This is a genomic window from Mesorhizobium sp. M0437 (genome assembly GCF_040321335.1).
In the GTDB taxonomy this organism is placed as follows: Bacteria; Pseudomonadota; Alphaproteobacteria; order Rhizobiales; family Rhizobiaceae; genus Mesorhizobium.
In genome coordinates, this window is the sequence record NZ_JAMYRK010000004.1 from 162428 (window position 1) to 185085 (window position 22658).

Here is a 22658-nt window from a genome sequence, read left to right on the forward strand (position 1 = left end):
ACACAGATAGCGCGGGATGCACGGTTCAATTCGAACGCATCCCGGCCTAACGCCTCTTCTCGTCGAAGGCGGCATTCCAATTGTGATAAGGCGCGCGATAGGTGGGGATGCGGTCCTCGACATCGACAAGCGCTTCGAACGGTTTGTGCGGTTCGGCCTGATACCAGAAGGCGACCGACGAAATGTCGTCCGAGCGGCGATTGGCGTGACCGTGCTCGATGGTCACCCGGATGCGTTTGTGGAAGATGACCGGGTCCTCTATGTGCCAGCGATAGAGCGTAACCGGCTCGGTCCAGTTCGGCCCGCCGGCGGCGATGATGCCGTGATAGGGCGCGCTGTAGTCCTGTGTCGGGCACCATGCCGTATTGAAATAATCTTCCGTGCCGGTGCCGTGCAGCGTCGGCGGCCAGGCATCGTTGGCGCCGGGGCCGGTCTCGCCGCGATCGTCGATCAGTTCGGCCTTCGGTCCGATGCGCGGATCGGGCTTGCGCACTGTATCCGGCACGGAAATGCCCGGCTCGCCATCGACGAAGATCATGTCGTCGCCCTCGCCATACCAGTCCCATAGTGCGGAACGCCGCCGCGAATAGACGGAATAGAGTACGCCGACATAGTGGCCATGACCTTCCGCCTCCAGGATGGTGTAGTTGCCGTTCCCGTCGGTGTTTTCCCCGCCAAACAGGACCTGCTCGTTGGCCAGCCCCGTCTCGTCTATGCCGTCAGGTCGCTGCTGCCTGTATTGGGCGTGGAAGCGGCCCAGGCCTTCCTCGAGTTCCTCATGCAGTTCGAGATCGACATAGTAATAGAAAAGCAGGTCGTCCTCAGCCTCATTGGTGACGGTGAAGCGCATGTGGCTGGCAAACGGCATCGGAAAGTAGCAGTTGAAGGCCTTGCCATCCTCTGGACTTGCCTGCACCGGCAGGCTGGCAAAATTGCGGGTGCGGGCATGGCCCATGCCGAAGAAATCGCCGATCGGCGTTTCGATGCTCGGATGTGCCTCACCATCCCAATAGGCGCGCAATACGATCTTGCGCAGGAACGCCTCGCTCTCGCAGGCGAGCGTCGCCCAGATATGCGTGACGATGCCGGCACCGTCATGCTCGGCAATCACCACCGTCTGGCCGGGTTCAATGTGCAGCCGGTCGTCATTGCCGCCGGTGCGGTCGTAGCTTGAGAACCGGCGGGTTTTGGCGTCGCGCAATTTGGCGAGCCCGCGAAGCGGCGACAGGCCGGCATTATCCATGTGTTTCTCCTCTTGCTTCAGCGGTTATTTCAGGCCGCTTGTCTTGATGGATTCCATGATCTGGCGCTGGAAGATCACGAAGAGGACCAGCATCGGCACGGCGACGATGGTCGAGGCGGCCATGACATAATTCCAGGCGGCGGCGTACTGGCTCTTGAAGTTCGCAATGGCTACCTGCACCACCCAGAGGTTGAGGTCCGATGTGATCGTCAACGGCCACAGGAAAGCGTTCCAGTTGGCGAGGAAGAACAGGATCGCCAGTGCCGACAGGATCGGCCGGCTGAGCGGCAGGATGATGCTCCAATAGATGCGCCAGTAGCCGGCACCATCCATGATCGCCGCTTCTTCCAGTTCCCTGGGCAGCGACAGGTAGTATTGCCTGAGCAGAAAGATGCCGAACGCGTTGAAGATCGCCGGAATGATCAGCCCGGCATAGCTGTCCAGCATGTGCAGCATCCGCGTCAGGATGAACAGCGGCACGATGATTACCGGCAGCGACACCAGAAAGGTCGAGAACATGGCGAGGAACAGCGTGTCGCGGCCCGGAAAACGCAGCCGTGCGAGCGAATAGCCGGCCATCGAATGGAAGAACAGCGCAGCGACGGTTACTGTGGCCGACACAAAGAACGAATTGAAGAGATAGCGCAGGAACGGCACCTCGGTCAGCACATAGAGGAAATTGCCGAGCGTCGGCCGTTCCGGAATGAGGCTCGGCGTGAAGACGTCGCTCGCCGGCTTGAGCGAGATGACCAGCATCCAGACAAGCGGGAACACCGTCATCAGGCCAAGCGCTGCGGTCGCCAGCATCCAGGCAAGCCTCGCCGCTCGTATCTGCGAACGGCCGGAATGAGTTCGGCCGTCAGTCATGCTCGAAACGTCCGCCGCGCGTCAGCACGAAGAAGAAGACCGTGACCAGCATCAGCGCCAGCACCAGCAGCGATGCCATTGCCGATGCATAGCCGAACGCGCCGAACTGGAATGCCTGCTTGTAGATGTAGATGATCAGCACCGAGGTCGAATTGACCGGACCGCCTTTGGTCATCACATAGATCAGGTCGAAGACCTGGCCGCCGGCGACAGCCGCGACGAGCGAGACCAGGAGGACGAAGAAGCTGGTCGGCTTGAGCAGGGGCAAAGTAATGTACCAGAAGCTTGTCACCGGCCCGGCACCGTCGATCTTTGCGGCTTCGTAGTACTCTGCCGGGATGTCCTGGAGCCCGCCGAGGAAGATCAGCATGTAGAAACCCATCAGGAACCAGACGCTGACCAGCACCAGCGTGAACAGCGCCAGATTTGGATCGCCGAGCAGCGAAATTCCGCCGAGGCCGACGAGCGGCGCCAGCCGGCTGACGATGCCGACCTTTTCGACCAGCATGAGCTGCCACACGAGCGCCACCACGACCAGGCTGACCATCTGCGGCGCAAAGAACATCGAGCGCATGACCGCGTTGAAGCGGTTGGTCTTCTGCACCAGAAGCGCCAGTCCCAGTCCGGCGACGTAGAGCGCCGGCACCAGCATGACGGCATAGGCTACCGTCACCTTCACGGACGACCAGAACAGCGGGTCGCCCCACATGCGCCTGTAATTGCCGAACCCGACGAACCTGTAGCCGCCGAAGCCGTTGACCTCGAAGAACCCGACGGCGAGCGACAGCAGCATCGGCACGCCGACGAACACCAGCAGGCCAACCGCATCGGGCAGGACGAACAGCCATGCGGCGCAGCGCTCCCTTTGCTTGGCGGTGAGGCCGCGGGCGGAATTCGCGCCCGCGGCTGGCGGTTTCAACTGATCCATGCTGGAAAGGGCCTAAAGGATCGGCGCGCCGGAATAGGAAGCGAGGAACGCATCGAGTTGCTGACTGGCCGTCGTCGCCGCCTGCTGGGCATCAACCCCGCCAAGCTGTGCCGACTGGATGGCGTCGGAGATGATCTTGTACGCCTCCGGCGGAACCCGCGGCTCGGCACGCGTTCCCGGGTGGATCTCCTTGGCGAAGGTGCCGAACTTGCCCGTGCTGAAGACATCGGCGCCGGCCTTCAGCGCGCTGTTGCGCGGCGGCATGTCGCTCTTGGCGACCGTGCACCAGTTGACGACACGGTCGATCGAGGCCTGGTCCATCGAGGCCAGCGCCCAGGCGCAGAACTGGGCGGAGGCATCTGGGTTCTTGCCCCCGGCATTGGCGACGAAGGCCCAGCCGCCGCCGACAGTGACGTATTTGCCATTGGCCGGCGTCGGCAATTTGAAGATGCCGTAGGGCACATCCTTGGCGTTGTTGTCCATCGCCGAAATGCCCCAGATGCCGCAGTTCTGCATGGCGCACAGCCCTGCCCCGAGATTGGCGACTATGTCGAAACCACCGCCGACCACTTGACGCGGCGCCACGCCGGTATTGATGGCATCCTGCCAGAGTTTCAGCGCCTGGACGGTGGCCGGCGAATCGAAGGCGCTCTTGCCGTCCTTGCCCTGGAATTCGCCGCCGCCCTGCCACAGGAACGGATACCAGGTGAAGTTCTGGTAATAGCCGGGAGTCGTTTCGAACAGCACGCCGTAGCGGCTGGGCGTCGTCAGCTTTTTGGCGACCGCCAACAGCTCGTCCCAGGTCTTCGGCACGTCGTTCTCGTTGAGCTTTGCATCCTCGAACGCTTTGACCGAATAGTAGAAGGCCATCGGCTCGACTTCCATCGGCACACCGTAGATCTTGCCGTCCACCATGCGGTTGGCGATGACGCTTTCCGGGAAATCGGCTTTGGCGCCATCCTCGATATGCGGCGTCAGGTCGGCAAGCACGCCGCCATTGTAATAACGCAGGAAATCGCCGGGGCTGATGAGGAAGATGTCAGGACCCTCGCCCGACGCGAAGGCCGTTGCCAGCTTGGAACCGGAGATGTATTCGCTGTTGACGACATATTCGAGCTCGACCTTCTGGTCGTGGCCGTCGTTCCAGTCGGCCACCAGCTTTTCGAACCACTGGACCTGCGGCTTCACGTCTCCGCGAGGCGCATAGAACTGCCAGAATTTCAGCGGCGCTTCCTGAGCGCGCACGGCCATCCTGTTGATGAACGGGAAGCCTGTGAGGCCGGCGGCAGCGAAAGTGGCGCCGCCCTGGATCAGCCGACGGCGATTCAGGCTGGCCAATGGCCGGTCGCGGGTCGTTTTGTCAGTCATCAATTCCTCCCTTGGATGTTGTTCGGTCGAACGTTGGCGAAGGGACCTCCGTTCCCTTTGCCGGCATCTGGCGTCACGCGCTGTCGAATGGGCTCAACGCGCATGGGATCACTTCGGTGCGCGGCGCGCCCTCGACTTTGCCACCCAGCCGTTCGAGCAGCATTTCCGTGGCGCGCTTGGCAAGCATTGTCGGACTGTTGCCGACACAGGTCAGCTTCGGCCTGACATATTCCAGTTGAGGCAGGTCATCGAAGACTGCGATGGCGATATCCTGAGGGATATTGATCCCATGGTCGTAGAATTCGGTCAGCGCACCGGAGGCCATCAGATAATTGGCGAAGAACATCGCCGACGGCAGGTGTCCGCCGTGCTTCTCCCTGAGCCAGGTGACCGCTTCCCGCCCTGACGGGGCAAGATAGCTTCCCTCAAACCGCAGATCGGCGGAGATTGGCACGCCATTGTCGGCGAGCCCTTTTTCGAAACCGGCGGCACGCGCCATCGCCTCCTTGAAAAAGGATGGCCCGGTGACATGGGCGATGCGGCGATGGCCCCTCTTCGCCAGATACTCGCCCATCAGATAGCCGCCGCCGAAATCGTCCAGCTGGACGCTGTCGACAGCATGGTTCGGCAGATGGCCGATGAAGACGGCGGGCAGATCGAGGCTGAGCAGTTCGCTGTGCATGCCGTGCAGCGCGAAGTCGGCAACGATGACGCCGTCGACCCGCTTGCGCCCGATCTGGCGCAAATACTCGCGGCCGTGATCCTGTGAATGTCCGCCCGGCACGTCGGTGTTGAAGATCAGCATGTCGAGGCCGACCACTTCGAGCGTCGACTGCGCCGTTTTCACCAGCTCCGGATAGAACGGGTTGCGGATGTCCGGGATCAGCATCGCGATAATGTTGGTACGGCCGGTGCGCAGGCTCTGCGCCTGCGGGTTCGGGGTGTAGCCGAGTTCGTCGATCGCCGCTTGTACGCGCTCACGCAGCGATTTCGATACCCGGTCCGCATGGTTGATGACATGCGACACGGTCGTGCGCGACACGCCCGCTCGCGTGGCAACTTTGGAAATCGTGCTCATGGTGACAGGCTATGGGCACTTGAATGCATTTGCAAATCGATTTTACCGATGTCTCGCAAATTAGGGCCATCAGGCGATTATACAAATGCCAAAAGAAAAGGCCGGGTTGTTAAGCCCGGCCAAGTGTGAAGGTCTATAACCTCCAGAGGGGAACGCGCCGGACGCAATGGGAGGAGACATCCGACGCAATTCGCATATGGGTCTGCATTGGTGGCGTTTCAACGATGCGGCAGTAGACCAACGGCGTTGCTGCCATAGAGCCAGAAACGCAAAGCATTCGAAGGGGCGGTGGATCGCAGCTGCCAGTTGGACACAAAGGTCGGCGAATGCAGGGCGGGCTCCTGGCATAGGGACTTCAGTCTGTAAGCCTATCGACCAAGGACCCGCACAGCCAAACTTTGGTCCGAGGCTGCTATCGCAAAAGCCCGAAATGCGAGAGTTTCAGGAACTGAGTTCCGAGGAGCCCCGTTGCGATGCCGACTGTTACAGGAGGCCGCCATGGACCCGAGCATTCACCAGGCACGTTGGCTGCTTTTTCCGTTATTTGGCCTGTGTTTCGGGGTCGCGGCCATTGGATTTATTGTTGGCTGACGGTGGAAGTCTGCGCTACCGCGGAGAGACGCAACCAAAGGAAGGCAAAAGACTTGCGCAGTAAATAGTCCCTTCCTGCGCTAGCGAGACCCACCAGTTACCATCGTGGGACTGGTGGGTCTTGACGTTCCGGACGCAAACCATTGTTTTAAGCATCACACGAATTTCGAACAGGAGGCAGTACGACAGAGCCGTATGATTAAGGGGAGTTCCGACATGCGACTGACAAGTTCATTGATGACGACCCGGAAACGAAGGACCGGATCTTCACGAGGACGTCGTGTCGGCATTTCTGTAGTCGTCTTGACCTTCATTCTCGTCGTAAGCCCCTATCGCGTCTTGTTCGATGGATCATCGCAGCCGCTCGGCCCGCAGGCTGTCTGGGCCAAAGATGGCGGGAACGGCAACGGCAATGGCGGGAACGGGAATGGGAACGGCAATTCGGGCAATTCGGGTGGAAACTCCGGCAATTCGAACTCGAATGCTGGTGCCGGCAAGGGCAAAGCAAAGTCGCAGGACGACAATCCCCCTGATCCCGCCCCTACGGTAAACCCCGATAGCAAGCCAAAACTCTTTGTCAACGCATCCACAGGAGACCGGGTCGAGGTGAGCGGCCCGAGCATTGGCGTGGTGCATTCGAATGGACTCAGCGAACGCATCGACAGGGGCCAATACGAAATGCGGGACGCCAAGGGCCGCACCATCATTCGGCGCCTGGCGACGCGTTCCGATCGGGACAGGTTGCTTGAAATGATCGACTGAGGGCCAGTTCACATGGCCGCGCCGTGCGGCAATTTCGGCTCAAGCATGATCGCGAACAGGCGGATGCCGGTGCTCAGTCGCATCGCGCAAGGTCATGGCGGCTTCGGTCCTGTTGCTGACGTTGAGCTTGGCCAGGATTCGCGTCATGTGGTGCTTTATCGTCTTTTCATGCAGGTTCAGCCGAAGCCCGATCCGTTTGTTGCTCAGTCCCGCGGCAACCAGCGTCAGGATCTCCCTTTCACGGCTGGTGAGGTCGGCAAGTCCGTCAGCTTTCGCCGGCTCTTTTGATTGAGCTGACAGATCGGCCAACAGGCGCGCCGACAATTGTGGACAGACATATCGTTCGCCCGACGCTACCGTGCGCAGGATCGCAGCCAACGTCCTCGACCCGACCCCCTTCAGAACATAGCCCCTGGCCCCGCTCTGCAACGCGGTCATCACGTGCTGGTTTTCTTCCGAAACGGTCAGCATCACAATTTTCAGTGCCGGATGCCGCTCAAGGGCCGGTCCGATCACGCCAAGGCCACCTCCAGGAACCGAGATGTCCATCAGCAGAATGTCGGGCCGCTGGTCTTCGATTATCCGCAGGGCATCGTCTCTGCTGCTTCCTTCACCGACGATCTCGAACCCGCCGATCTGATCGAGCGTGCGCACAACGCCTTCCCTGAACAGCGGGTGGTCGTCGACGATGGCGAGCTTGATGGCTACTGTCATGTCTGCCCCATTTCAACGATGTTGAGGGCCATTCTTACGACTGTGCCACTCTGTGAGGAAGTCACGGTAAACTGGCCCCCGAGGCTTTCCACACGCTCGCGCAGCCCTACGAGTCCCAGCCTCTCGGGACGCACGATTTGCGGGTCAAAGCCGGCGCCGGCGTCGGCCACTTCGATACAAACGCGCTCGCCGTCGAAATGTTTCTCGACCGACTGACCTTCACCTCCGGCATGACGGAATCCATTGTTCAGCGCCTCCTGGACGAAGCGGAAGATGCAGATCTTGGCCGCCGGCGACAATGGCGCATGGCCGCCGGTCATCGATAGCATCACTTTGACGCCGGTTCGTTCTTCGTGCGCCCGTACGGCAAGCTGGAGAATTTCACCCAGTTCGGCATGCTCGATATGCGGCAGGACAAGGCCCTTGCTGATGCTCCTGATCTCGCGCATGGCATCGTCCAGATGTGCTTTGATGGCCAGCAATTCCTGTGCACGCTTCGATTGCGGCGTAGCGGGATCGGCAATGACGGGGCTGTCGATCCCCAGCGCCGCGAGAGCAACCAATTGCGCCGGGCCATCGTGCAAGTCCGCACCGATGCGCCTGAGATAGCGTTCGTTAAGTGCGGTGGCACGCTGCGAGGCACGCTGCACCCGCAGCCTCAACAGTCTGTTTTGCGCAAGCAGATCGGAAAGCTCGGCAATGCGCTGCTTCAACGAGCGGCTCTGCGAACTGATCATGCGGCTGCCACGGAACACGATTGCCGACAGCCCGAGAAAGAAGGCCGCTGTGACGGCGGCAACGTCCAGCCAGGTTCGAATGAGTGCCTGATGCAGGTTTCTTTCAAAATCAGTGGCGACCTCGTAGAATTCTGAAACGGCCACCACTTCCCCTGACCATGGCTGCAGCACCGGATTGTAGATCTCGAGAAGATGCAAGCCGCTGGCCCTTTCGGCCTCGCTGTCCGAATCGTCCAGCTTGTCGAACTCCGAGACCATTTGGCCTGCGAATGCCGCCCGGAGATTGTCGCTGGGTTCAAAGCGCTTGCCGATCAATGTCTTGTCGGTCGAATACAGGATGGTTCCGTCGCGACGCCAGAGCTTGAAGGATTCGAGCCTTGTGCCGAGTGCCCCTTGTCCCAGCGTTTCATCGAGCGCGTGGGCGACGCTCTCGTCGAGCACTTCGCTCTTGCGCATATCCGGAAGCAGCGGCGCGATAACGCTGTCCACGTAAAGAGCCGTCGCGGAAGCCGAATTCTGCGTGACCACGGTTTCTATATGGTTCGTGACGGAAATCCCCACCACCACCATGGCTGACAGGGAAAATAGACCGCCCGCGAGCAGGAACTGCGTTGCCAGCGACAGCGCGTTCCAACGGTCAACAAGGCTTGTCAGCCTGTGTGGCTTGGTGTTCCGAATGGCCCGCTCGGCAGCACGCCGCACCAGTGGCGCGATTCTGGAGAGCCGGCTAATCCGTTGTCGAACGTCGCTGAAAGACGCCATCCTAGGTGTGTAACCGATCAATCGCGATGGAACTAGGGCCTGATGAGAGGGCGAACAGCGTATCCGGCGCTTTTTTGGGCAAACCGTCTCATTGCGTCGTTCGGTAAAGCTCGGACGCGGCCTGCTTCAGTGCCGCCCGTCCATCCGGCCTCAGATACATCATGTGCCCGCCCTCCAGCACCTCGGTGCGAATGGGCTTTGCGCCGGCAAGCGAAGGAATTTGACCAAGCAGGTAGCGCGAGCCCATGTACGGCGTCACCAGGTCGCTGTAGCCGTTGACGATCAGCACGCCGAGGCTGGGGTTTAGCACGCGCGCTTGTTGAAGGTCGTCCATGACACCCGCATAGCCCTGACGCGTCGCGCTCGTCCCATAGTCCCAATTGCCGCTGACTTCACGGTTGAGAAGCCGATAGCTGATATCCGTGCGGAAGTTCAATTCATCACGCACATAGCCGACGAAAGCGGAGGTGAGCGCCGGCACGCTTCGGTCGAGCACCGGATCGGGACCCTCGACTCCCAGGCTCTCTGGCGCCACGTCCGCAGTCGCGATGTTGCCGTCATAGGCGCTGAGAACATTGCCCTTTGCCCGTGCAAACTCCTTGGCGAACAGCCCTATGGGAATGCGTGCAAAGTGCCGCTGGACGAGATCGAGCGGCAGACCGGTGATTGCGGCGACACGCTGGCTCGCCAGGCGTCCACCCTGCTCCAGCCCACCGGCCAGCGCGGCCAGATAATCGCCGAGCGCATAGCGTTCGACTTCCGCCAGCCGCTCCTGCAGGGCGGGGCCGGAAACACCTTCGCTGTGTAGGCGCACTGCCGCCAGCGACGGCAGTTCCAGCGCCCAGTGGAGCGGCTGGAACTCGTCCGGGCGCACCAGCGTGAATTCGAGCGCCGGCGAAATCAGCACGACGCCACTCGGGCTGATGCCGATGTCTTCCTGAAGCTTCCTGGCGAGCAATGCTGCTCGAAAGCCGCCATAGCTTTCGCCAGCCAGGAAGACAGGCGATGCCATACGGTTCGTCTGCGCCAGATAGAGCCGGATAAACGCGCCTATCGACGCGGCGTCCTGGCTGATGCCCCAGAAGCTGTGTGCTTCCGTGCCGGGCGCTTCACGGCTGTAACCGGTTCCGACAGGGTCCACAAAGACCAGGTCGGTCATGTCGAGCCAGGTGTCGGGGTTATCGAACAGCCTCTGCGGCGACGGCAGGAAACTTCCATCGGCCGCTGTCGCCAGAACCCGCGGACCGAGCGCGCCGAGATGGAGATAGGCGGAAGCTGCTCCCGGACCGCCATTGAACACGAAGGTGATCGGGCGACGCGGATCCGGTCCCGTTTCTTTCCCTGCGTGCAGAGCATAGGCGACATAGAAAATCTCGGCGGTGATATCGCCTTTGCCGGACGGCAATGACAGCGTGCCGGCCTTGGCCTCGTAATCGAGCGTGCGTCCGGCAATGACGATCGAATGATCGGAAGTCTGCGGCGGTGGCAGGAGCGAGAGAACCCCGCCTGTGGGCGGCGGCCGCTGGGCCGTCTCCGCATGACCGACCCCAGTTCCGGCAACCAACAGCAGAAGAGCGAGGGCGATTTCTTGCAGCTTGATAGGCATGACGTCTCCGGGAGCAATTTGGCTGGAAACTAGCACACCGTCGGCCGAACCAAAGTCACAGCACCGTGCGCCAGTACATCTGACAAGAAGGGGTCGGATTTGGAAATCCGATGCCCAGGCGGAAGATAGGGCGCGAGGGTCACGGCGGCAGCCTAACCTCTTCCAGCAGATGCGTGCGGCGGAATGGCGGACCAACGACTTCGTGAATTTTCTGCCGGTTGACTCGATTGGCCCACTTCCTAGGTTGGCATTCGGGGCTCCCGTGCAATCCGAAGTTGGTATGACATCTTTCCACACCCGAAAGCTTGCCCTTCTCCTTCTATCGGCAAGCGCCGCCATCCTGTCTTCCTGCGTCATGCCCGACGACACGTCGAGCACTGCGAAGGAAGACGCCACGGCGGCGGCAGCCCGCAGGGAGATGGTCGGCCTTAGCGAGGCGGACGTTCGAATGTGCGCCGGCTTTCCTACCGCCACTGCCGATGTCGGCAAATCCGGCCAGATCTGGACCTATCAGCGCGTCGTTCAACGCGGCAATCTCAACATTGTCGTTCCGACCGTGGCCATTGGCCCCGTCCCGGCGCTGGGGGGTTCCGTCAACGTCGCCCCCGGCGGCTATTGCAACACGCAAATTCGAATGGTTGACGGTCATGTTGCCAAGGTTGCCTACGCCGGCGACAACAACCTGCCGAACAACCGCGATGCGCTCTGTGTCAGCACTGTAGACGCCTGTGTCGCCTACGCCCGTCAGTATCATCCAGGCAGGACAATGGGCAGATAGCGTGATGAGTGGCATTGCCGCTGATCTGAACGCCTGAGATTTCTGGTTTGCCGGCTAGTATCCTCGATCCCGATCGAGCATCACCGATTTGACCTGACATTCCCCGCTGTCAACCGCCGACCCCATCGCGAATAGTGGAGAAATAGCGGTCGGTTCCGACTTGCCCGCCCTTGAGGGCAATTTCCAGCCCATCGATCGCCTTAATGCTTGAATGCGCCACACAAAGTGGCGAGCCCGGCGATGCCGGCAGCGGCATTCGCACAGTCAGCGCGTCGACGCCCATCTGGCCAAGTGCATGGCTCGACGTGTCGCCGCCGGCGATGACCACGCGCAGTAGCTTCTCTTGAAGCGTCAGTTCGCGGAGAACCTCGCCAAGGCCGTGGCCGAGCTTATGGCGGGCGCCTTCCCGGAGATCGATTTCTGCACCGCGGTCGGCCGCAGGCCCGAGCGCGGTGTAGAGGATGACGCTGCGCCCGGCCCGTAGGCTGGAGCGGCCGGTTGCCACCGCGCGCGCAATCGCGTCGTTCGAAGCCTCAGAAACCAGTTCGACTGGGTCGAGCTCGATCCCGTCGAAGCCGTCGGCCAGAGCATGACGGATCTGTCGTTCCGTCGTCGGCGAGCAGCTCCCCGAGACCACGGCGATCCTGTCGGCAGCGCCCGGCGGCGAAAAGGCGGATTTGGTATCCACGATCCGGCTCGCTGCCCATTCGACCAGCAAGGCATATTCGATGCCTGAAGAGCCGACGACGAAATAACCGCCCGGCTTGCGAGCGCGCCAAATCTCCTTGCCGGCAAGTGCCTGGGTTTCCAGGCTATCGACATCGACAAGCACAATACCTGAGCCATTCTCCACAAGCCGGTCGAATGCTTTCGACCGCGACGCAGACTGCAGCGTCGCCAGGTCGACCAGGCCCGAGGCGAGGCTGGTCTGGCGCGACAGATGGATCAGCAGGTCGGATTCGTCCATCGGCGTGGTCGGATGGCGGCTCATCACGGGATGGCGGTCGATGCGGAAATATTTTTCGCGATAGGCCGCGAACAGATGACCGAAGGCGGTGTAGCGCTTCAGCTGCGGCGCGCCGACCACCAGCGGCACGCCCTCTTGCCGGAAAACCGAGCGGCCGATTTCGATCGCCCGGCCGATGCTGCCGATTGCCGGGCTGGAATCGAAGGTCGAGCAGACCTTGTAGTGGCAGATCTCGGCGTTGACGGTCTTCAGCCAGGCGAAGGCATCTCGCAGATGCGTGTCCATCCACTGCGGCGTCTCGCTGCGGCTGGTGCCGGCCAGCCCAAGGGCGCGGCAATGCGCAAATTGCGAAAGCAGCGCCTCGTCCGGCTGGCGCATGAACAGGACGGTCGGCACGCCGCCGAGCTCGAGCGCCTCCATAACGTCGGTCGAGCCGGTCAGGTCGTCGCCATAGTAACTCAGAAGCAGGTTTTGCATGGCGTCAGGCCGCCTCGCCGCCGCCGAACTTCTCGATCGACCTCGCCAACTCGACATGGCTCAAGGCATAATCCGCCAACGAAATGTCCTGGACCGCCGCCTGCCAGGCCTGCTGCACGGCGCGCAGGCCGGCGCCCGGCCCGTCCGGGTGGCTGACGATGCCACCGCCGCAGAGATAGAGAAGATCGACCGTCCGGCCGGTTCGCTGGAAGGTTTCAGGCGCCTGCCCGCCCCACTGGCCGGAGCCGGCGACCGGCAATGCGCAATCGGCCGGCGAAAAGATCGGCGTGGTCACCGCCTTGAAGGATTCGACGAAGGACCAGTCGGGTTCCCAGTATTTTGAGGCGATGCCGTTGATCTGGAACTGGTCGACGCCGAGCAGGCGCCAGAACTGCTGCCAGACCTTGAAATCCATGCCAAGGCCGGGATGACGGGTGAGAATGTCCCAGCCATTGCGGTGGGCATGGAGCACAAGGCTGGAGCGTTTTCGGAGGTAAGCCATGCCACCAAAGCCGATCGAATTGATGTTGACCACGGCGCAATTGCCGCCGGCCTTTGCCACCAGATCGTGGTTTCGCATCATCTCGTCGGGATCGGCATGTGAAATGCCGAAGGCATACATGACCTTCTTACCGGTCTTCTGCTCGTGGTCGAGGATCAGCGGCATGATTGCCCTCACCCGCTCCGACAGCGGCGAATAGGCCGGGCTCATCAGCTTCTCGTCGTCCTTGATGAAGTCGACGCCGGCCGCAATCAGCTCTTGCACCATTGCGGCCGTCTCGTACGGGCGGAGTCCCAGCGCCGGCTTGACGATGGTCCCGATGATCGGACGATCTGCGACACCGGTCAGCCTGCGGCTGCCCGTGACGCCGAATTGCGGGCCCGGATGCGCGCCCCGGTACTCCTCGGGTAGCTTCATGTCGACGACACGGATGCCGGACAGGCCCTTGATCGAAAAGGTGCCGCCGATGGCGATGGTCATCAGCGCCGACAGGTCGGTGCCGATGGCGTCCAGCGGAAAGGCGATATCGATGTCGGCGCGCTTGACCGGGCCGTTGCGTGCTTCGGGGCTTGCTCCGGAACCGGTTTCGGGAAGGGACGGCCGGTCCGCGTCCGGCAGATGCCGTATCGCCAGGACTCGCGCTGCGACCCTGGCCTTGAGCTCTTCGGTCTCGCCGGCCAGCGCGACGAAGGTTCCGGTCGACTGGTCGCTTGCAATCTTGGCCGCCAGCGCCTCGATATTGCCGGGCGTTTCGATGCGATAGGTAAGAACAATCATATTCGCGCGGCCTGCCGGGGAGGTTTCGAAAAAGGTTCCTTGGCCCTCGAAATCTGGTATAATGAGTACATAAGCATTGCAAGCCCTATCCGGCTTGGCGGTAAGGGCGAGCCGGCAGCAGGCGTTCCGGAATTCACGGCGGAAATGCTAGATAGGGGCCGGTCAAAGGAGTGATTCGCGACGATGAACCGTTCGGAGCCGATCGTCCGGCGCAAGCTTTCCGACGAAGTATTCTTGAGACTGAAGCGCCTGATCACCGGCGGCGAATTGCTGCCGGGTGACGACATGCCATCGGAGCGCGAATTGATGGAGCGCTTCGAGGTCGGCAGGCCGGCGATCCGCGAGGCAATGCAGGCGTTGAGCAATATGGGCCTCGTCGCGATCTCGCATGGCGAGCGGGCGAAAGTGCTGCAGCTGACCGCCAAGTCGATCATCAAACAGGTCGACGGCGCCGCCAAGATCATCCTGTCGTCGTCGAAGGACACGCTCGAGCACCTCAAGAACGCACGCATCTTCTTCGAGCGCGGCATGGTCAAGGAAGCTGCAGAAAAGGCCACAGCCGAGGACGTGCAGCGGCTGCGGGAAACGGTCGCCGAGCAGCGCAGCCATCGTGGCAACTCGGAAGCCTTCATATCCGCCGACATGAAATTCCACACACAGATCGCGGCAATATCCGGTAACCCGATCTATGTCGCCGTCAGCGAGGCAATGCTAGGCTGGCTAAAGGAATACCACACCGAAATGCTGATCTGGACCGGCAAGGAAAAGTTCACGCTGACCGAGCACGAAGAGATCGTCGGACGCATCGAAGCCAAGGATGCGGATGGCGCCGAGAAGGCGATGATCAAGCACCTCGAACGCTCGCGCGCGCTCTACGTGATGAATTCCGGCAACTGAAAATCAAGTGCAGGTCCCGACCGGCGTCGCGGTCGGACCTTCTCGGCCTACTGGCTGACCACAGATCAGCCTGAGCCCGGACCGACGCAGTTTTATGTTGCCGTCTGAATCCGGTGTATGTGCCGCGTTGTTTTCATTCAACGATTTCAGCATTTGCATCTTCCCAGCCATGGATTTCCGCGGCCCGCTTTCGTCAGCAAGCCCGCATAGGCCCTCCTGGAGGCGCCGCGCTTGTTCTGGGATTGGCAATTCTTGCAAAGACTATGCTAGGCTTGCCACCCGAGAACGACACTGGAGTACCGCAATGGCTGACAGGGGCCTCCACGTTGTGATCTGGCTGCCGTCGAATTTCTATTCGGCCGTCGTCTCGACGCTCGTGGAAATGTTTCAGCTTGTGAATGACGTCTGCCGTTCGCAGGTTCTCTCCTGTGAGTTCGTTTCAAGGAGCGCGCCGTCGGCATCGAGCACAGGAATTTCCTTCCCGACAAAGGCTCAACCATCCCGGAAAATGGATGTCCTGATTCTCATTGCCATGCCGGGTGTCGAGATTCCGGAGCTTCTGCGCTCGCTCGACGAGGAGAGTGAGCATTCAAAACCGCTGATCGCGCTCGCGCAGCAGCAGGACGCAATCATCGCAGCACATTGCGGCGCGTGTTATCTGCTCGCCACTTCGGGATTGTTGGACGGCAAGCGCGCAACGATATCCTGGTGGCTGAAGAACGAGGCAAGCCGCCGGTTTCCGCAAGTGCGATGGGACGCTTCCCGCCTGCTCATTCGCCAGGACCGCCTTTACACATGTGGAGGCGGGTTTTCCGGACTCGAACTCGCCAGGGCTTTGCTGATCGATCTGGGCTTCGAGAAGGAAGAGCGGATCATTCGAAAACTTCTGGTTCTTCCTCCGCCGCGCAAATTCCAGAGTCCCTACGAATTTCCTCTCGACAAAATTTCGAACGACGCCAGCCCATTCGAGAACAAGCTGCGCGAGCTCTCGAACGACAAGATGTCAGAAATCGATTTGAAATTTCTTGCAACCGAATTGGCGATGTCTTCGCGAACCCTGTCTCGCAGGTTTTTCGACGAACTCCAGACAACGCCGGGAAAATGGATCCAGGAAAGGCGGCTGGAGTTGGCAAGGTCCATGCTTGAGGAAACGAAACTGAGCGTCTCAGAAATCTGCTATCGGGTGGGATATCAGGACGTCGCTTCGTTCAGCCGTCTTTTTTCCAAGACAACTGGAATGGCGCCTGGCGAGTTTCGAAAGCAAGTCCGGTGACAAGTCGGCAGCGGAAGTGCTGCGGCTACGGGCAACCGCTGCGGAACTGCGGCGATTCATGAACCCCGGCGTAACTTCAGCCAATCCGGACGATTGCGTAGGGCGTCATGACAAGACGGTCTCGGCCCGACGCGTCGCGCTGAATCTGGCGTGACGTTCGTCCATCCCAGATATTCAGAAAACCCTGATCGGAACCGAGCCCGGAAACATCGACTGGAAGGTCGTCCGGAGTAAGGTTCGCCAGCCAGACGATGATCTTGCCTGTCTGGGAGTGGCCGGCCAGTGCCAGCACCCGCGTCTCATCGATCGTTGTCGCCGCCACATGCGCATAGCCGGCCAGATCGCAAAGTCCTTTCACCGCGTGGAAAATCGGCCGGGGTGTACCTTCTTTGACAGGTTCGCCCGACGAGGCCAGCACGCCGAATGGTCCGGTGAAGCTGCAGAGCGTCAGCATTTCAAGCCCGGCCGGCGCAACGCGCGCGGCATAGCCGATCGTCCATGCGGCCCCGAACAGCCCGGCATGGCGAGGGTCGCGGTTGGCCATGGCAATGCGCTGACCGTCGGGATTAGCCTTGGTCGCGCCGCCATAAGGGTTCTGGCGCATGGCAATGGTCGACGGCCCGATCCGATAAGGTATTGTTCCGAAGATCGTTCGTACTGACGCCGTGATGAAAGGTAACGCCTCCAGCGATTGCATGACGCTGAGATCGTCGGCGGCGTGCACGATCGGGCAGGTGCAATGCGTGACGAAATCGAGCGGGTCGGCCGGCACACGCTTGCGATTGAGTTCGGTGAAATAGCTGAACATGCCGCCGCCGAGGCGGCTGTCGGGAAAGGCGCGCCGCGTCGCGGCGTAGACGTCTTCGAGCGGCGGGCATTGCGGCCATGCGCTGCCCGGCGGCGTCGACTGCCGGTCGACTGAGGGCGAGACGGCAATGGCCGAAAGCTTGAGCCCGGCCTGGCGCACCCTGTCGGCGACGCCTGAAAGCTCGGCGTCGAGATCGCCGTCGCCGGCAATGACACATTCGAGCGTTGTCCGGACCGGATAGGCGGCGGCGAGCCGGGCGTAGGATCGCAAGGCGTCGAGCCCATGGCCACGCGTCGGGTCGTAGTGGAACATCAATTGCTGCGGACCAAGCTCGCACAGCATCGGTAGCTTGCCCAGCGCCGCCTCGACCTCATCCGGGTAGATGATCACGCCAACATCCGGCAGCGCCGGTCCGGCTTGGCCGAGCGTGACGCGAACTGGGTCCGCGATTGCCGCAGCGGTCGGCACTTTCCCGCGACCCTCTATCCGCAAACTAGTGGTCTGGCTGAAGGTCTTGCCGGCAGGCAGCACATAGGGCCATGGCAGCGCGAGCGGCCGGACATAGGTCTTGTAGGAGGCATCCGACCAGTTGCGCTGGTCCTCCATCTCGAAAATGTCGCCTTGCATCCGGCATTCGGCGGTGACGCCCGGCCGGACCTCATGGGTGATCGCCCGCAGATCCTTGAAAGGCTGCCAGGGATCGATCAGCTCTGGAAGCCGCGTCGCGACAACGCTGCCATCGGTATGCTCGACCGTGACCGGGCTGCCGGCCAGCCCGGCAATTGGATGCAGGATGCAGAAGCCGCAGCGATTGGTCTCGAAATCGTTGTCGGGAAGAGCGCTCACGTCGAAGATCAGCTGGCCATCGGCCGAGCCCTTGATGGTCGCACGGAAGTCGAGCCGGCTTCCCTCTGGTCCGAAGCAACCTGCCGAATAGCTGACGAAGAAAGCGTCATCGCCCTGGTCGATGATTAAATCGGTGAGCGCCGGCTCGTAGGTGCCCCAGTCGCGATCCCTGACGATGAAGGCGACGGCGCGCAGAACCTCGGTGCCGCCATGCCGGATGGTGCGCAGATTGCCGTTGACGAAGTCCGCCGTCAGCGCGCCGGCGCGCAGCCTGACCGGTTCGGCTTCAACGGCACGTGTGCCGTAGAGGAGGAAGGCGTCGGCTGTCATTTCAGCAAGGCGTCGAGTTGCACCGGCTCCCGGCTTGCGGCGCCAGCGTACGCAGCCTCGACCAGCGCTAATGTCTTGAGGTTGTCCGCGCCCGAGGTCGCGGGCTCGGTTCCCTTGGTCAGGCAGTCGACCCAATGCTTTTGAATGGCGACGACGCTTTCCTGGATGTTGTGCCACGGCCGTGATGCCCAGGCCAGCAGCGGTGGCGAGACGTCGCTCACAGCTGTCCCGCTCCTGCCGGTGACGGTGAGCCGGTAGCCCTGCGCCAGCCGGATCGTGCCGTCGCTGCCGTCGATCTCGATCAGCGTCTCCGGAAACGGCTCGGTAGCGAGCTTGCTCGCGTAGCTGCAGTCGACCACGGAAGTGGCGCCGCCCGTGTGGTCCATCAGCATCGTCGCAACGTCCTCGCCGGCAATGCCGGGATTGATGCGCGCCGTTCGCGCAGTGACGGTCGAGACGTCGCCCAGCAGGAAGCGGGCGATATCGAGGATGTGGATACCCAGATCCTCGATGATGAAGCGCTTTCCCGTCGCCAGATAAGGCTGGCCGGAAAACACGTCATAGGCAGAGCGGAACGAGATCCGTCCGAAAAAGGGGGTGCCGATTTCGCCGCTGTCGAGCACGGTACGCACCGCCTGGATCGGAGACTGCCAGCGAAAATTCTCATGCACCATCAGCGGCACGCCGGCGTCAGCACAGGCCTTTACCATCGCCTTGGCGTCGGCAAGCGTCGGCGCAAACGGTTTTTGGCAGATTGCCGAAACGCCGTGCTGCGCCGCCATCTCCACGAGCATTCTGTGGCTTGGTGCGGTGGTGGCGATGTCGACGAAATCCAGCCTTTCGCCGGCAAACAGCGCCGCCGCGTCGGTATAGCGCCGTGCGACCCCGAACTGGTCGCCAATGATCCGTAGCCGGTCCGGATCGCGGTCGCAGATGGCGGTGATCGAGGCGCCCTCTATGTCGCGCCAGGCATGCATCTGGTTGATGGCAAAGAAGCCGCAGCCGATCAGCGCTCCACGCAGTTCCGCCATGTCAGCCGGCCTTTGCCATCTGCATCAGCGTGACACGGCTCTGCAGCCGGCGCTGTGCCTGGTCGACGACGACGGCGACGATGATGACGAGGCCCTTGATCACCATCTGCCAGAACGAACTCACTCCCATCATCACCAGCCCGTCCGAAAGGATGCCGATTACGAAGGCGCCGACAATGGTGCCGCCGATCGTGCCGCGACCGCCCGACATCGAGGTGCCGCCGAGCACCGCCGCGGCAATGGCGTTGAGCTCGAAGCTCTCTCCGGTCGCCGGATGCGAGGCCATTAGTTCGGACGAGATGATCAGCCCGACGATCGCCGCGCAGAAGCCGGAGAACATGTAGACGAACATCTTCACCATATTGACGCGGACGCCCGAAATCCGCGCCGCCCGTTCATTGCCACCAACCGCGAAGATGTGGCGGCCGAGCGGGGTGTATTTGGCGAGATAGGCCGCCCCTAGCGCAACGACGAGCAAAATCCAGAGCGCGACCGGCAGGCCGAGCAACCGGCCGGCGCCGAGAAAGCCGAATCCGGTAGTGCCGAGCTCCGGCTTGCCGACGAGATTGGGGAAGGTGCGCCCGTCGGACGACAGCAGCGCCAGGCCGCGCGCGACATAGAGCACGCCGAGCGTGGCGATGAACGGCGCAACGTTGAGCCTGGTGATCAGCAAGCCGTTGACGGCGCCGATCAATATGCCGACGGCAAGCGTGATCAGCGCGATCTCGAAGACGTTGAAATAGATGGTATAGCCGACCTGCAGGTCGATGCCGTTGAGCACGAGATAGCCGGCCACCATGCCGCACAGGCCGACGATCGAGCCGACCGACAGGTCGATGCCGCCGGTGATGATGACGAAGGTCATGCCCATTGCGAGGAATGCGTTCAGCGCCACATGCTTCGACATCAGGATAAGATTGGCGGCCGATAGGAAATTGGGGGCGGCTATCGAGAAGAATAACAGCACGGCGATCAGCGCGATGAACGTCCTCGCCTTCATCAGCGTCAGCAGGACCGAGCCGCCCGACATGGAGTTGACCGCCGCCTTGGCTGGGATGTCAGTCATGCGTCTTGCTCTCCGTGCGGGACCGGTCCGTGGCCGAAGGCGGAGGCAGCGACGAGTGCGGCCTCCGTCGCCTCGGCGCGGTCGAACATGCCGGTCAGTTTTCCATTGCTCATCACCGCGATGCGGTCGGACAACGCCATCACTTCGTCGAGATCGGAGGTGGCAAACAGAATCCCTAGGCCGTCGCGCGACAGCTTGCGCATGGTGCGGAACACGTCGGCCTTGGCGCCGACGTCGATGCCGCGGCTGGGCTCGTCCATCAACAGCACCTTCGGCCCGGTGAGCAGCGCCTTGCCGATCACCACCTTCTGCTGGTTGCCGCCTGACAGGGACGAGACTTCCTGCGCCGGATCGGCGACCTTGATCGCCAGTTCGCGCACCGTCCGGGCCACCGCCTGTCTTTCGGCGGCACCGCGAATGTGGAACAGGCGCACGAACCGCGACAGGCTGGCCAGCGTCAGATTGCTGGCGACGGAGAGGATCGACACCAGCCCTTCGCGCTGGCGGTCTTCGGGGATCAGCGCCAGGCCGCGCCGGATGCGCCGCGTCGTGTCGCGCTCGTGCACTTTTTTGCCGGCAATGAATATCGTGCCCGTCGAATGGCCGTGGCGGCCCATGATGCAATCGAACAGCTCGCTGCGTCCGGCGCCCATCAGGCCATAGATGCCGAGGATTTCGCCGGCGCGCAGCGACAGCGAGACGTGGTCGACCGCAAGCCCGCCGGTGACGCGCGGCAGGCAGATATCCTCGGCGCGGAATATTTCCTCGCCCGGCACATGGCCGTCGGCCTTGGCGAAGTCCTTGGCGTCCGAGCCGATCATCTGCCGCACGATCCACTGGGTGTCGACGTCTTTCATCTCCGCCTGGCCGGTGATGCGGCCGTCGCGCAGCACCGTGATGGTGTCGCCGATGCGGATCAGTTCCTCGAGCCGGTGCGAGATGTAGACGATTGCCACGCCGCGTGCCTTGAGGTCGGCAATCACCTTGAACAGGATCTCGACTTCCGCCGCGCTGAGCGCCGAGGTCGGTTCATCCATGATCAGGATGCGCGCATCGAGCGAAACCGCCTTGGCGATCTCGACCAGCTGCTGCTGGCCGATGCGCAGATCCTCGACCAGCATGTCGGGCCGGATGCCGGCTTCCAGGCGTTCAAGGAACTCCGCCGCGCGGCGCTCCTGCTCCTTGCGGTCGATCTTGCGGAAGCGGTTGGTGATCTCGCGGGTGGCGAAAATATTTTCGGCGACAGTCAGATTGCCGAACAGATTCAGCTCCTGGAAAACCATGCCGATGCCGCGGCTCACGGCATCCCCGGAAGACGAGAATGAAACCTCCTCGCCGTCCAGCAGGATGCGCCCGAGCGTCGGTTGCTCGACGCCGGCGATGATCTTCATCAGCGTCGATTTGCCGGCTCCGTTTTCGCCGACCAGCACGTTGACCGCGCCTTTGCGCACCTCGAAATTCGCCCGCTTGACCGCGACGGTGCCGGAATAGACTTTCGAGACGTCCTCCAGCTTCAGGATGACATCTTGATCGCCGCTCATGACTTCGGCCCGATCTTTGCCTCCGCCGGCGTCACCAGCGGCAGGTCCTGGCCACTGCCCGGCGTATAGGCGCCAAGTACCTCGACGCTGCGGCCCTCGAGTGCCTCGCGCGGCAGCTTGGAAAGCACGGTCTTGTCGGCATAGGCGTTGAAAGCCTTGCCGAACTGGGCGAAGTCGATCTGGTTGGTGAAATCGTTGAACTGGATGAAGTCGAGGCTGTCGCGCAGCGCGGTTCCGCGCATTGCGGGTCCGATCTGCACCCGCGCGTCCGCCTTGCCGTCGCCGTCGGCATCGACGTCCATCGTCGCCGCGCGTGACTGTGTGTTGGCTGCCACGACCTTGCCCTCGAGCCGAACGGCGAAGGTCCATGGCGAATTCGCCTGCTTCTTCGGGTTGCCGTATTTGGCGCCGGCAGCGGCGGGATCGGTCTTGGCCAAGGTGTGAACCTCGGCAAACGGCCCGGCCTTCTGCTGCAGATAGGGTATGACTTTCGCCGCCCAGATGTCCTCGACCATCTTGTCGGGATCGAATGCGGAGCCAGTGCCGCCGTTTTCCGCCGACGGCGTCGGCAGGATCTTGCAGGCGGTCAGGCTGCCTATTGCTGCGAGGAACAACGCGACAAAGATCGGCCGGGTCAGCGTGTTGAACATGTCGGCTCGTTCGGCATGGCGGTCAGGAGCACCCAGAGAAATGGAGGCAAGGGCGAAAT

At 61.8% G+C, this 22658-nt stretch carries 19 protein-coding genes; 4 read left to right on the forward strand and 15 right to left on the reverse strand.

The annotated features are described in order from the left end of the window. Positions 1-46 precede the first annotated feature (46 nt). The 5 genes from NKI72_RS04475 to NKI72_RS04495 all read right to left on the reverse strand — a co-directional run bounded on the left by NKI72_RS04475 (position 47) and on the right by NKI72_RS04495 (position 5484). Positions 47-1243, reverse strand: coding sequence for a glycoside hydrolase family 172 protein (locus tag NKI72_RS04475; protein WP_352833851.1), 1197 nt, complete (start codon positions 1241-1243; stop codon positions 47-49). Between the two features lie 24 nt (positions 1244-1267). Next, complete coding sequence (locus NKI72_RS04480) at positions 1268-2110, reverse strand: carbohydrate ABC transporter permease (RefSeq protein ID WP_352833848.1); 843 nt, start codon at positions 2108-2110, stop codon at positions 1268-1270. Then, on the reverse strand, positions 2103-3038 hold the full coding sequence (locus NKI72_RS04485; protein WP_352767192.1) for a carbohydrate ABC transporter permease: 936 nt from the start codon (positions 3036-3038) through the stop codon (positions 2103-2105). The genes NKI72_RS04480 and NKI72_RS04485 overlap by 8 nt, the downstream gene beginning before the upstream one ends. A 12-nt stretch (positions 3039-3050) precedes the next feature. Further along, positions 3051-4406, reverse strand: a complete 1356-nt coding sequence (locus tag NKI72_RS04490) for an ABC transporter substrate-binding protein (protein WP_352833846.1) — start codon at positions 4404-4406, stop codon at positions 3051-3053. 73 nt (positions 4407-4479) lie between these two features. Beyond that, positions 4480-5484: a LacI family DNA-binding transcriptional regulator gene (locus tag NKI72_RS04495; RefSeq protein WP_352469815.1), complete on the reverse strand. Its 1005-nt coding sequence runs from the start codon at positions 5482-5484 to the stop codon at positions 4480-4482. Between the two features lie 807 nt (positions 5485-6291). Between NKI72_RS04495 and NKI72_RS04500 the strand changes: the two genes are divergently transcribed. Then, positions 6292-6837 (forward strand): hypothetical protein, encoded by a 546-nt coding sequence (locus NKI72_RS04500; RefSeq protein WP_352849951.1) that lies wholly within the window; start codon positions 6292-6294, stop codon positions 6835-6837. Between the two features lie 39 nt (positions 6838-6876). On the opposite strand, the gene NKI72_RS04505 is transcribed toward NKI72_RS04500, so the two are convergent. The 3 genes from NKI72_RS04505 to NKI72_RS04515 form a co-directional block, all read right to left on the reverse strand. Continuing rightward, on the reverse strand, positions 6877-7551 hold the full coding sequence (locus tag NKI72_RS04505) for a LuxR C-terminal-related transcriptional regulator (protein WP_352682605.1): 675 nt from the start codon (positions 7549-7551) through the stop codon (positions 6877-6879). Beyond that, the gene (locus NKI72_RS04510) at positions 7548-8990 is read right to left on the reverse strand and encodes a sensor histidine kinase (protein ID WP_352833842.1); all 1443 of its coding nucleotides are present in this window, start codon (positions 8988-8990) and stop codon (positions 7548-7550) included. Before NKI72_RS04510 ends, NKI72_RS04505 begins: the two co-directional genes overlap by 4 nt. A 148-nt stretch (positions 8991-9138) precedes the next feature. After that, positions 9139-10656 carry a S10 family peptidase gene (locus tag NKI72_RS04515; RefSeq protein WP_352833839.1) on the reverse strand — a complete coding sequence of 506 codons (1518 nt, stop codon included), beginning with the start codon at positions 10654-10656 and terminating at the stop codon, positions 9139-9141. Between the two features lie 280 nt (positions 10657-10936). Between NKI72_RS04515 and NKI72_RS04520 the strand changes: the two genes are divergently transcribed. After that, complete coding sequence (locus NKI72_RS04520; RefSeq protein ID WP_352833836.1) at positions 10937-11434, forward strand: hypothetical protein; 498 nt, start codon at positions 10937-10939, stop codon at positions 11432-11434. Between the two features lie 109 nt (positions 11435-11543). Here the strand turns inward: NKI72_RS04520 and NKI72_RS04525 are convergent, their stop codons facing one another. After that, entirely contained in the window at positions 11544-12878 is a 1335-nt protein-coding gene (locus NKI72_RS04525; RefSeq protein WP_352833833.1) for a four-carbon acid sugar kinase family protein, read from the reverse strand. Between the two features lie 4 nt (positions 12879-12882). Next, positions 12883-14157, reverse strand: coding sequence for a 3-oxo-isoapionate-4-phosphate decarboxylase OiaX (oiaX, locus tag NKI72_RS04530; RefSeq protein ID WP_352833831.1), 1275 nt, complete (start codon positions 14155-14157; stop codon positions 12883-12885). 183 nt (positions 14158-14340) lie between these two features. On the opposite strand from oiaX, the gene NKI72_RS04535 reads away from it, so the two are divergent. Further along, a complete protein-coding gene (locus NKI72_RS04535) occupies positions 14341-15054 on the forward strand; it encodes a transcriptional regulator NanR (protein ID WP_352577753.1) in 714 nt (237 codons plus the stop codon). A gap of 304 nt (positions 15055-15358) precedes the next feature. Next, positions 15359-16327: a GlxA family transcriptional regulator gene (locus NKI72_RS04540; protein ID WP_352814269.1), complete on the forward strand. Its 969-nt coding sequence runs from the start codon at positions 15359-15361 to the stop codon at positions 16325-16327. Between the two features lie 76 nt (positions 16328-16403). Here the strand turns inward: NKI72_RS04540 and apnL are convergent, their stop codons facing one another. From apnL to NKI72_RS04565, 5 genes are read right to left on the reverse strand one after another with little or no spacing between them, the layout of a single operon-like run. Then, entirely contained in the window at positions 16404-18311 is a 1908-nt protein-coding gene (apnL, locus tag NKI72_RS04545) for a D-apionate lactonase (RefSeq protein WP_352833828.1), read from the reverse strand. Next, positions 18308-19342 carry a Gfo/Idh/MocA family protein gene (locus tag NKI72_RS04550; RefSeq protein WP_352682593.1) on the reverse strand — a complete coding sequence of 345 codons (1035 nt, stop codon included), beginning with the start codon at positions 19340-19342 and terminating at the stop codon, positions 18308-18310. Before NKI72_RS04550 ends, apnL begins: the two co-directional genes overlap by 4 nt. Position 19343: 1 nt before the next feature. After that, positions 19344-20408 carry an ABC transporter permease gene (locus tag NKI72_RS04555; RefSeq protein WP_023675478.1) on the reverse strand — a complete coding sequence of 355 codons (1065 nt, stop codon included), beginning with the start codon at positions 20406-20408 and terminating at the stop codon, positions 19344-19346. Next, positions 20405-21949, reverse strand: a complete 1545-nt coding sequence (locus NKI72_RS04560; protein WP_352469590.1) for a sugar ABC transporter ATP-binding protein — start codon at positions 21947-21949, stop codon at positions 20405-20407. Before NKI72_RS04560 ends, NKI72_RS04555 begins: the two co-directional genes overlap by 4 nt. Further along, positions 21946-22599, reverse strand: a complete 654-nt coding sequence (locus tag NKI72_RS04565; protein ID WP_352833825.1) for a DUF2291 family protein — start codon at positions 22597-22599, stop codon at positions 21946-21948. Before NKI72_RS04565 ends, NKI72_RS04560 begins: the two co-directional genes overlap by 4 nt. Positions 22600-22658: the final 59 nt, after the last annotated feature.

Coding starts and splice junctions, on each gene's coding strand:
- NKI72_RS04475 (WP_352833851.1), bottom strand. CDS start 1,243: ATGGATAATGCCGGCCTGTCGCCGCTTCGCGGGCTCGCCAAATTGCGC.
- NKI72_RS04480 (WP_352833848.1), bottom strand. CDS start 2,110: ATGACTGACGGCCGAACTCATTCCGGCCGTTCGCAGATACGAGCGGCG.
- NKI72_RS04485 (WP_352767192.1), bottom strand. CDS start 3,038: ATGGATCAGTTGAAACCGCCAGCCGCGGGCGCGAATTCCGCCCGCGGC.
- NKI72_RS04490 (WP_352833846.1), bottom strand. CDS start 4,406: ATGACTGACAAAACGACCCGCGACCGGCCATTGGCCAGCCTGAATCGC.
- NKI72_RS04495 (WP_352469815.1), bottom strand. CDS start 5,484: ATGAGCACGATTTCCAAAGTTGCCACGCGAGCGGGCGTGTCGCGCACG.
- NKI72_RS04500 (WP_352849951.1), top strand. CDS start 6,292: ATGCGACTGACAAGTTCATTGATGACGACCCGGAAACGAAGGACCGGA.
- NKI72_RS04505 (WP_352682605.1), bottom strand. CDS start 7,551: ATGACAGTAGCCATCAAGCTCGCCATCGTCGACGACCACCCGCTGTTC.
- NKI72_RS04515 (WP_352833839.1), bottom strand. CDS start 10,656: ATGCCTATCAAGCTGCAAGAAATCGCCCTCGCTCTTCTGCTGTTGGTT.
- NKI72_RS04520 (WP_352833836.1), top strand. CDS start 10,937: ATGACATCTTTCCACACCCGAAAGCTTGCCCTTCTCCTTCTATCGGCA.
- NKI72_RS04525 (WP_352833833.1), bottom strand. CDS start 12,878: ATGCAAAACCTGCTTCTGAGTTACTATGGCGACGACCTGACCGGCTCG.
- oiaX (WP_352833831.1), bottom strand. CDS start 14,157: ATGATTGTTCTTACCTATCGCATCGAAACGCCCGGCAATATCGAGGCG.
- NKI72_RS04535 (WP_352577753.1), top strand. CDS start 14,341: ATGAACCGTTCGGAGCCGATCGTCCGGCGCAAGCTTTCCGACGAAGTA.
- NKI72_RS04540 (WP_352814269.1), top strand. CDS start 15,359: ATGGCTGACAGGGGCCTCCACGTTGTGATCTGGCTGCCGTCGAATTTC.
- apnL (WP_352833828.1), bottom strand. CDS start 18,311: ATGACAGCCGACGCCTTCCTCCTCTACGGCACACGTGCCGTTGAAGCC.
- NKI72_RS04550 (WP_352682593.1), bottom strand. CDS start 19,342: ATGGCGGAACTGCGTGGAGCGCTGATCGGCTGCGGCTTCTTTGCCATC.
- NKI72_RS04555 (WP_023675478.1), bottom strand. CDS start 20,408: ATGACTGACATCCCAGCCAAGGCGGCGGTCAACTCCATGTCGGGCGGC.
- NKI72_RS04560 (WP_352469590.1), bottom strand. CDS start 21,949: ATGAGCGGCGATCAAGATGTCATCCTGAAGCTGGAGGACGTCTCGAAA.
- NKI72_RS04565 (WP_352833825.1), bottom strand. CDS start 22,599: ATGTTCAACACGCTGACCCGGCCGATCTTTGTCGCGTTGTTCCTCGCA.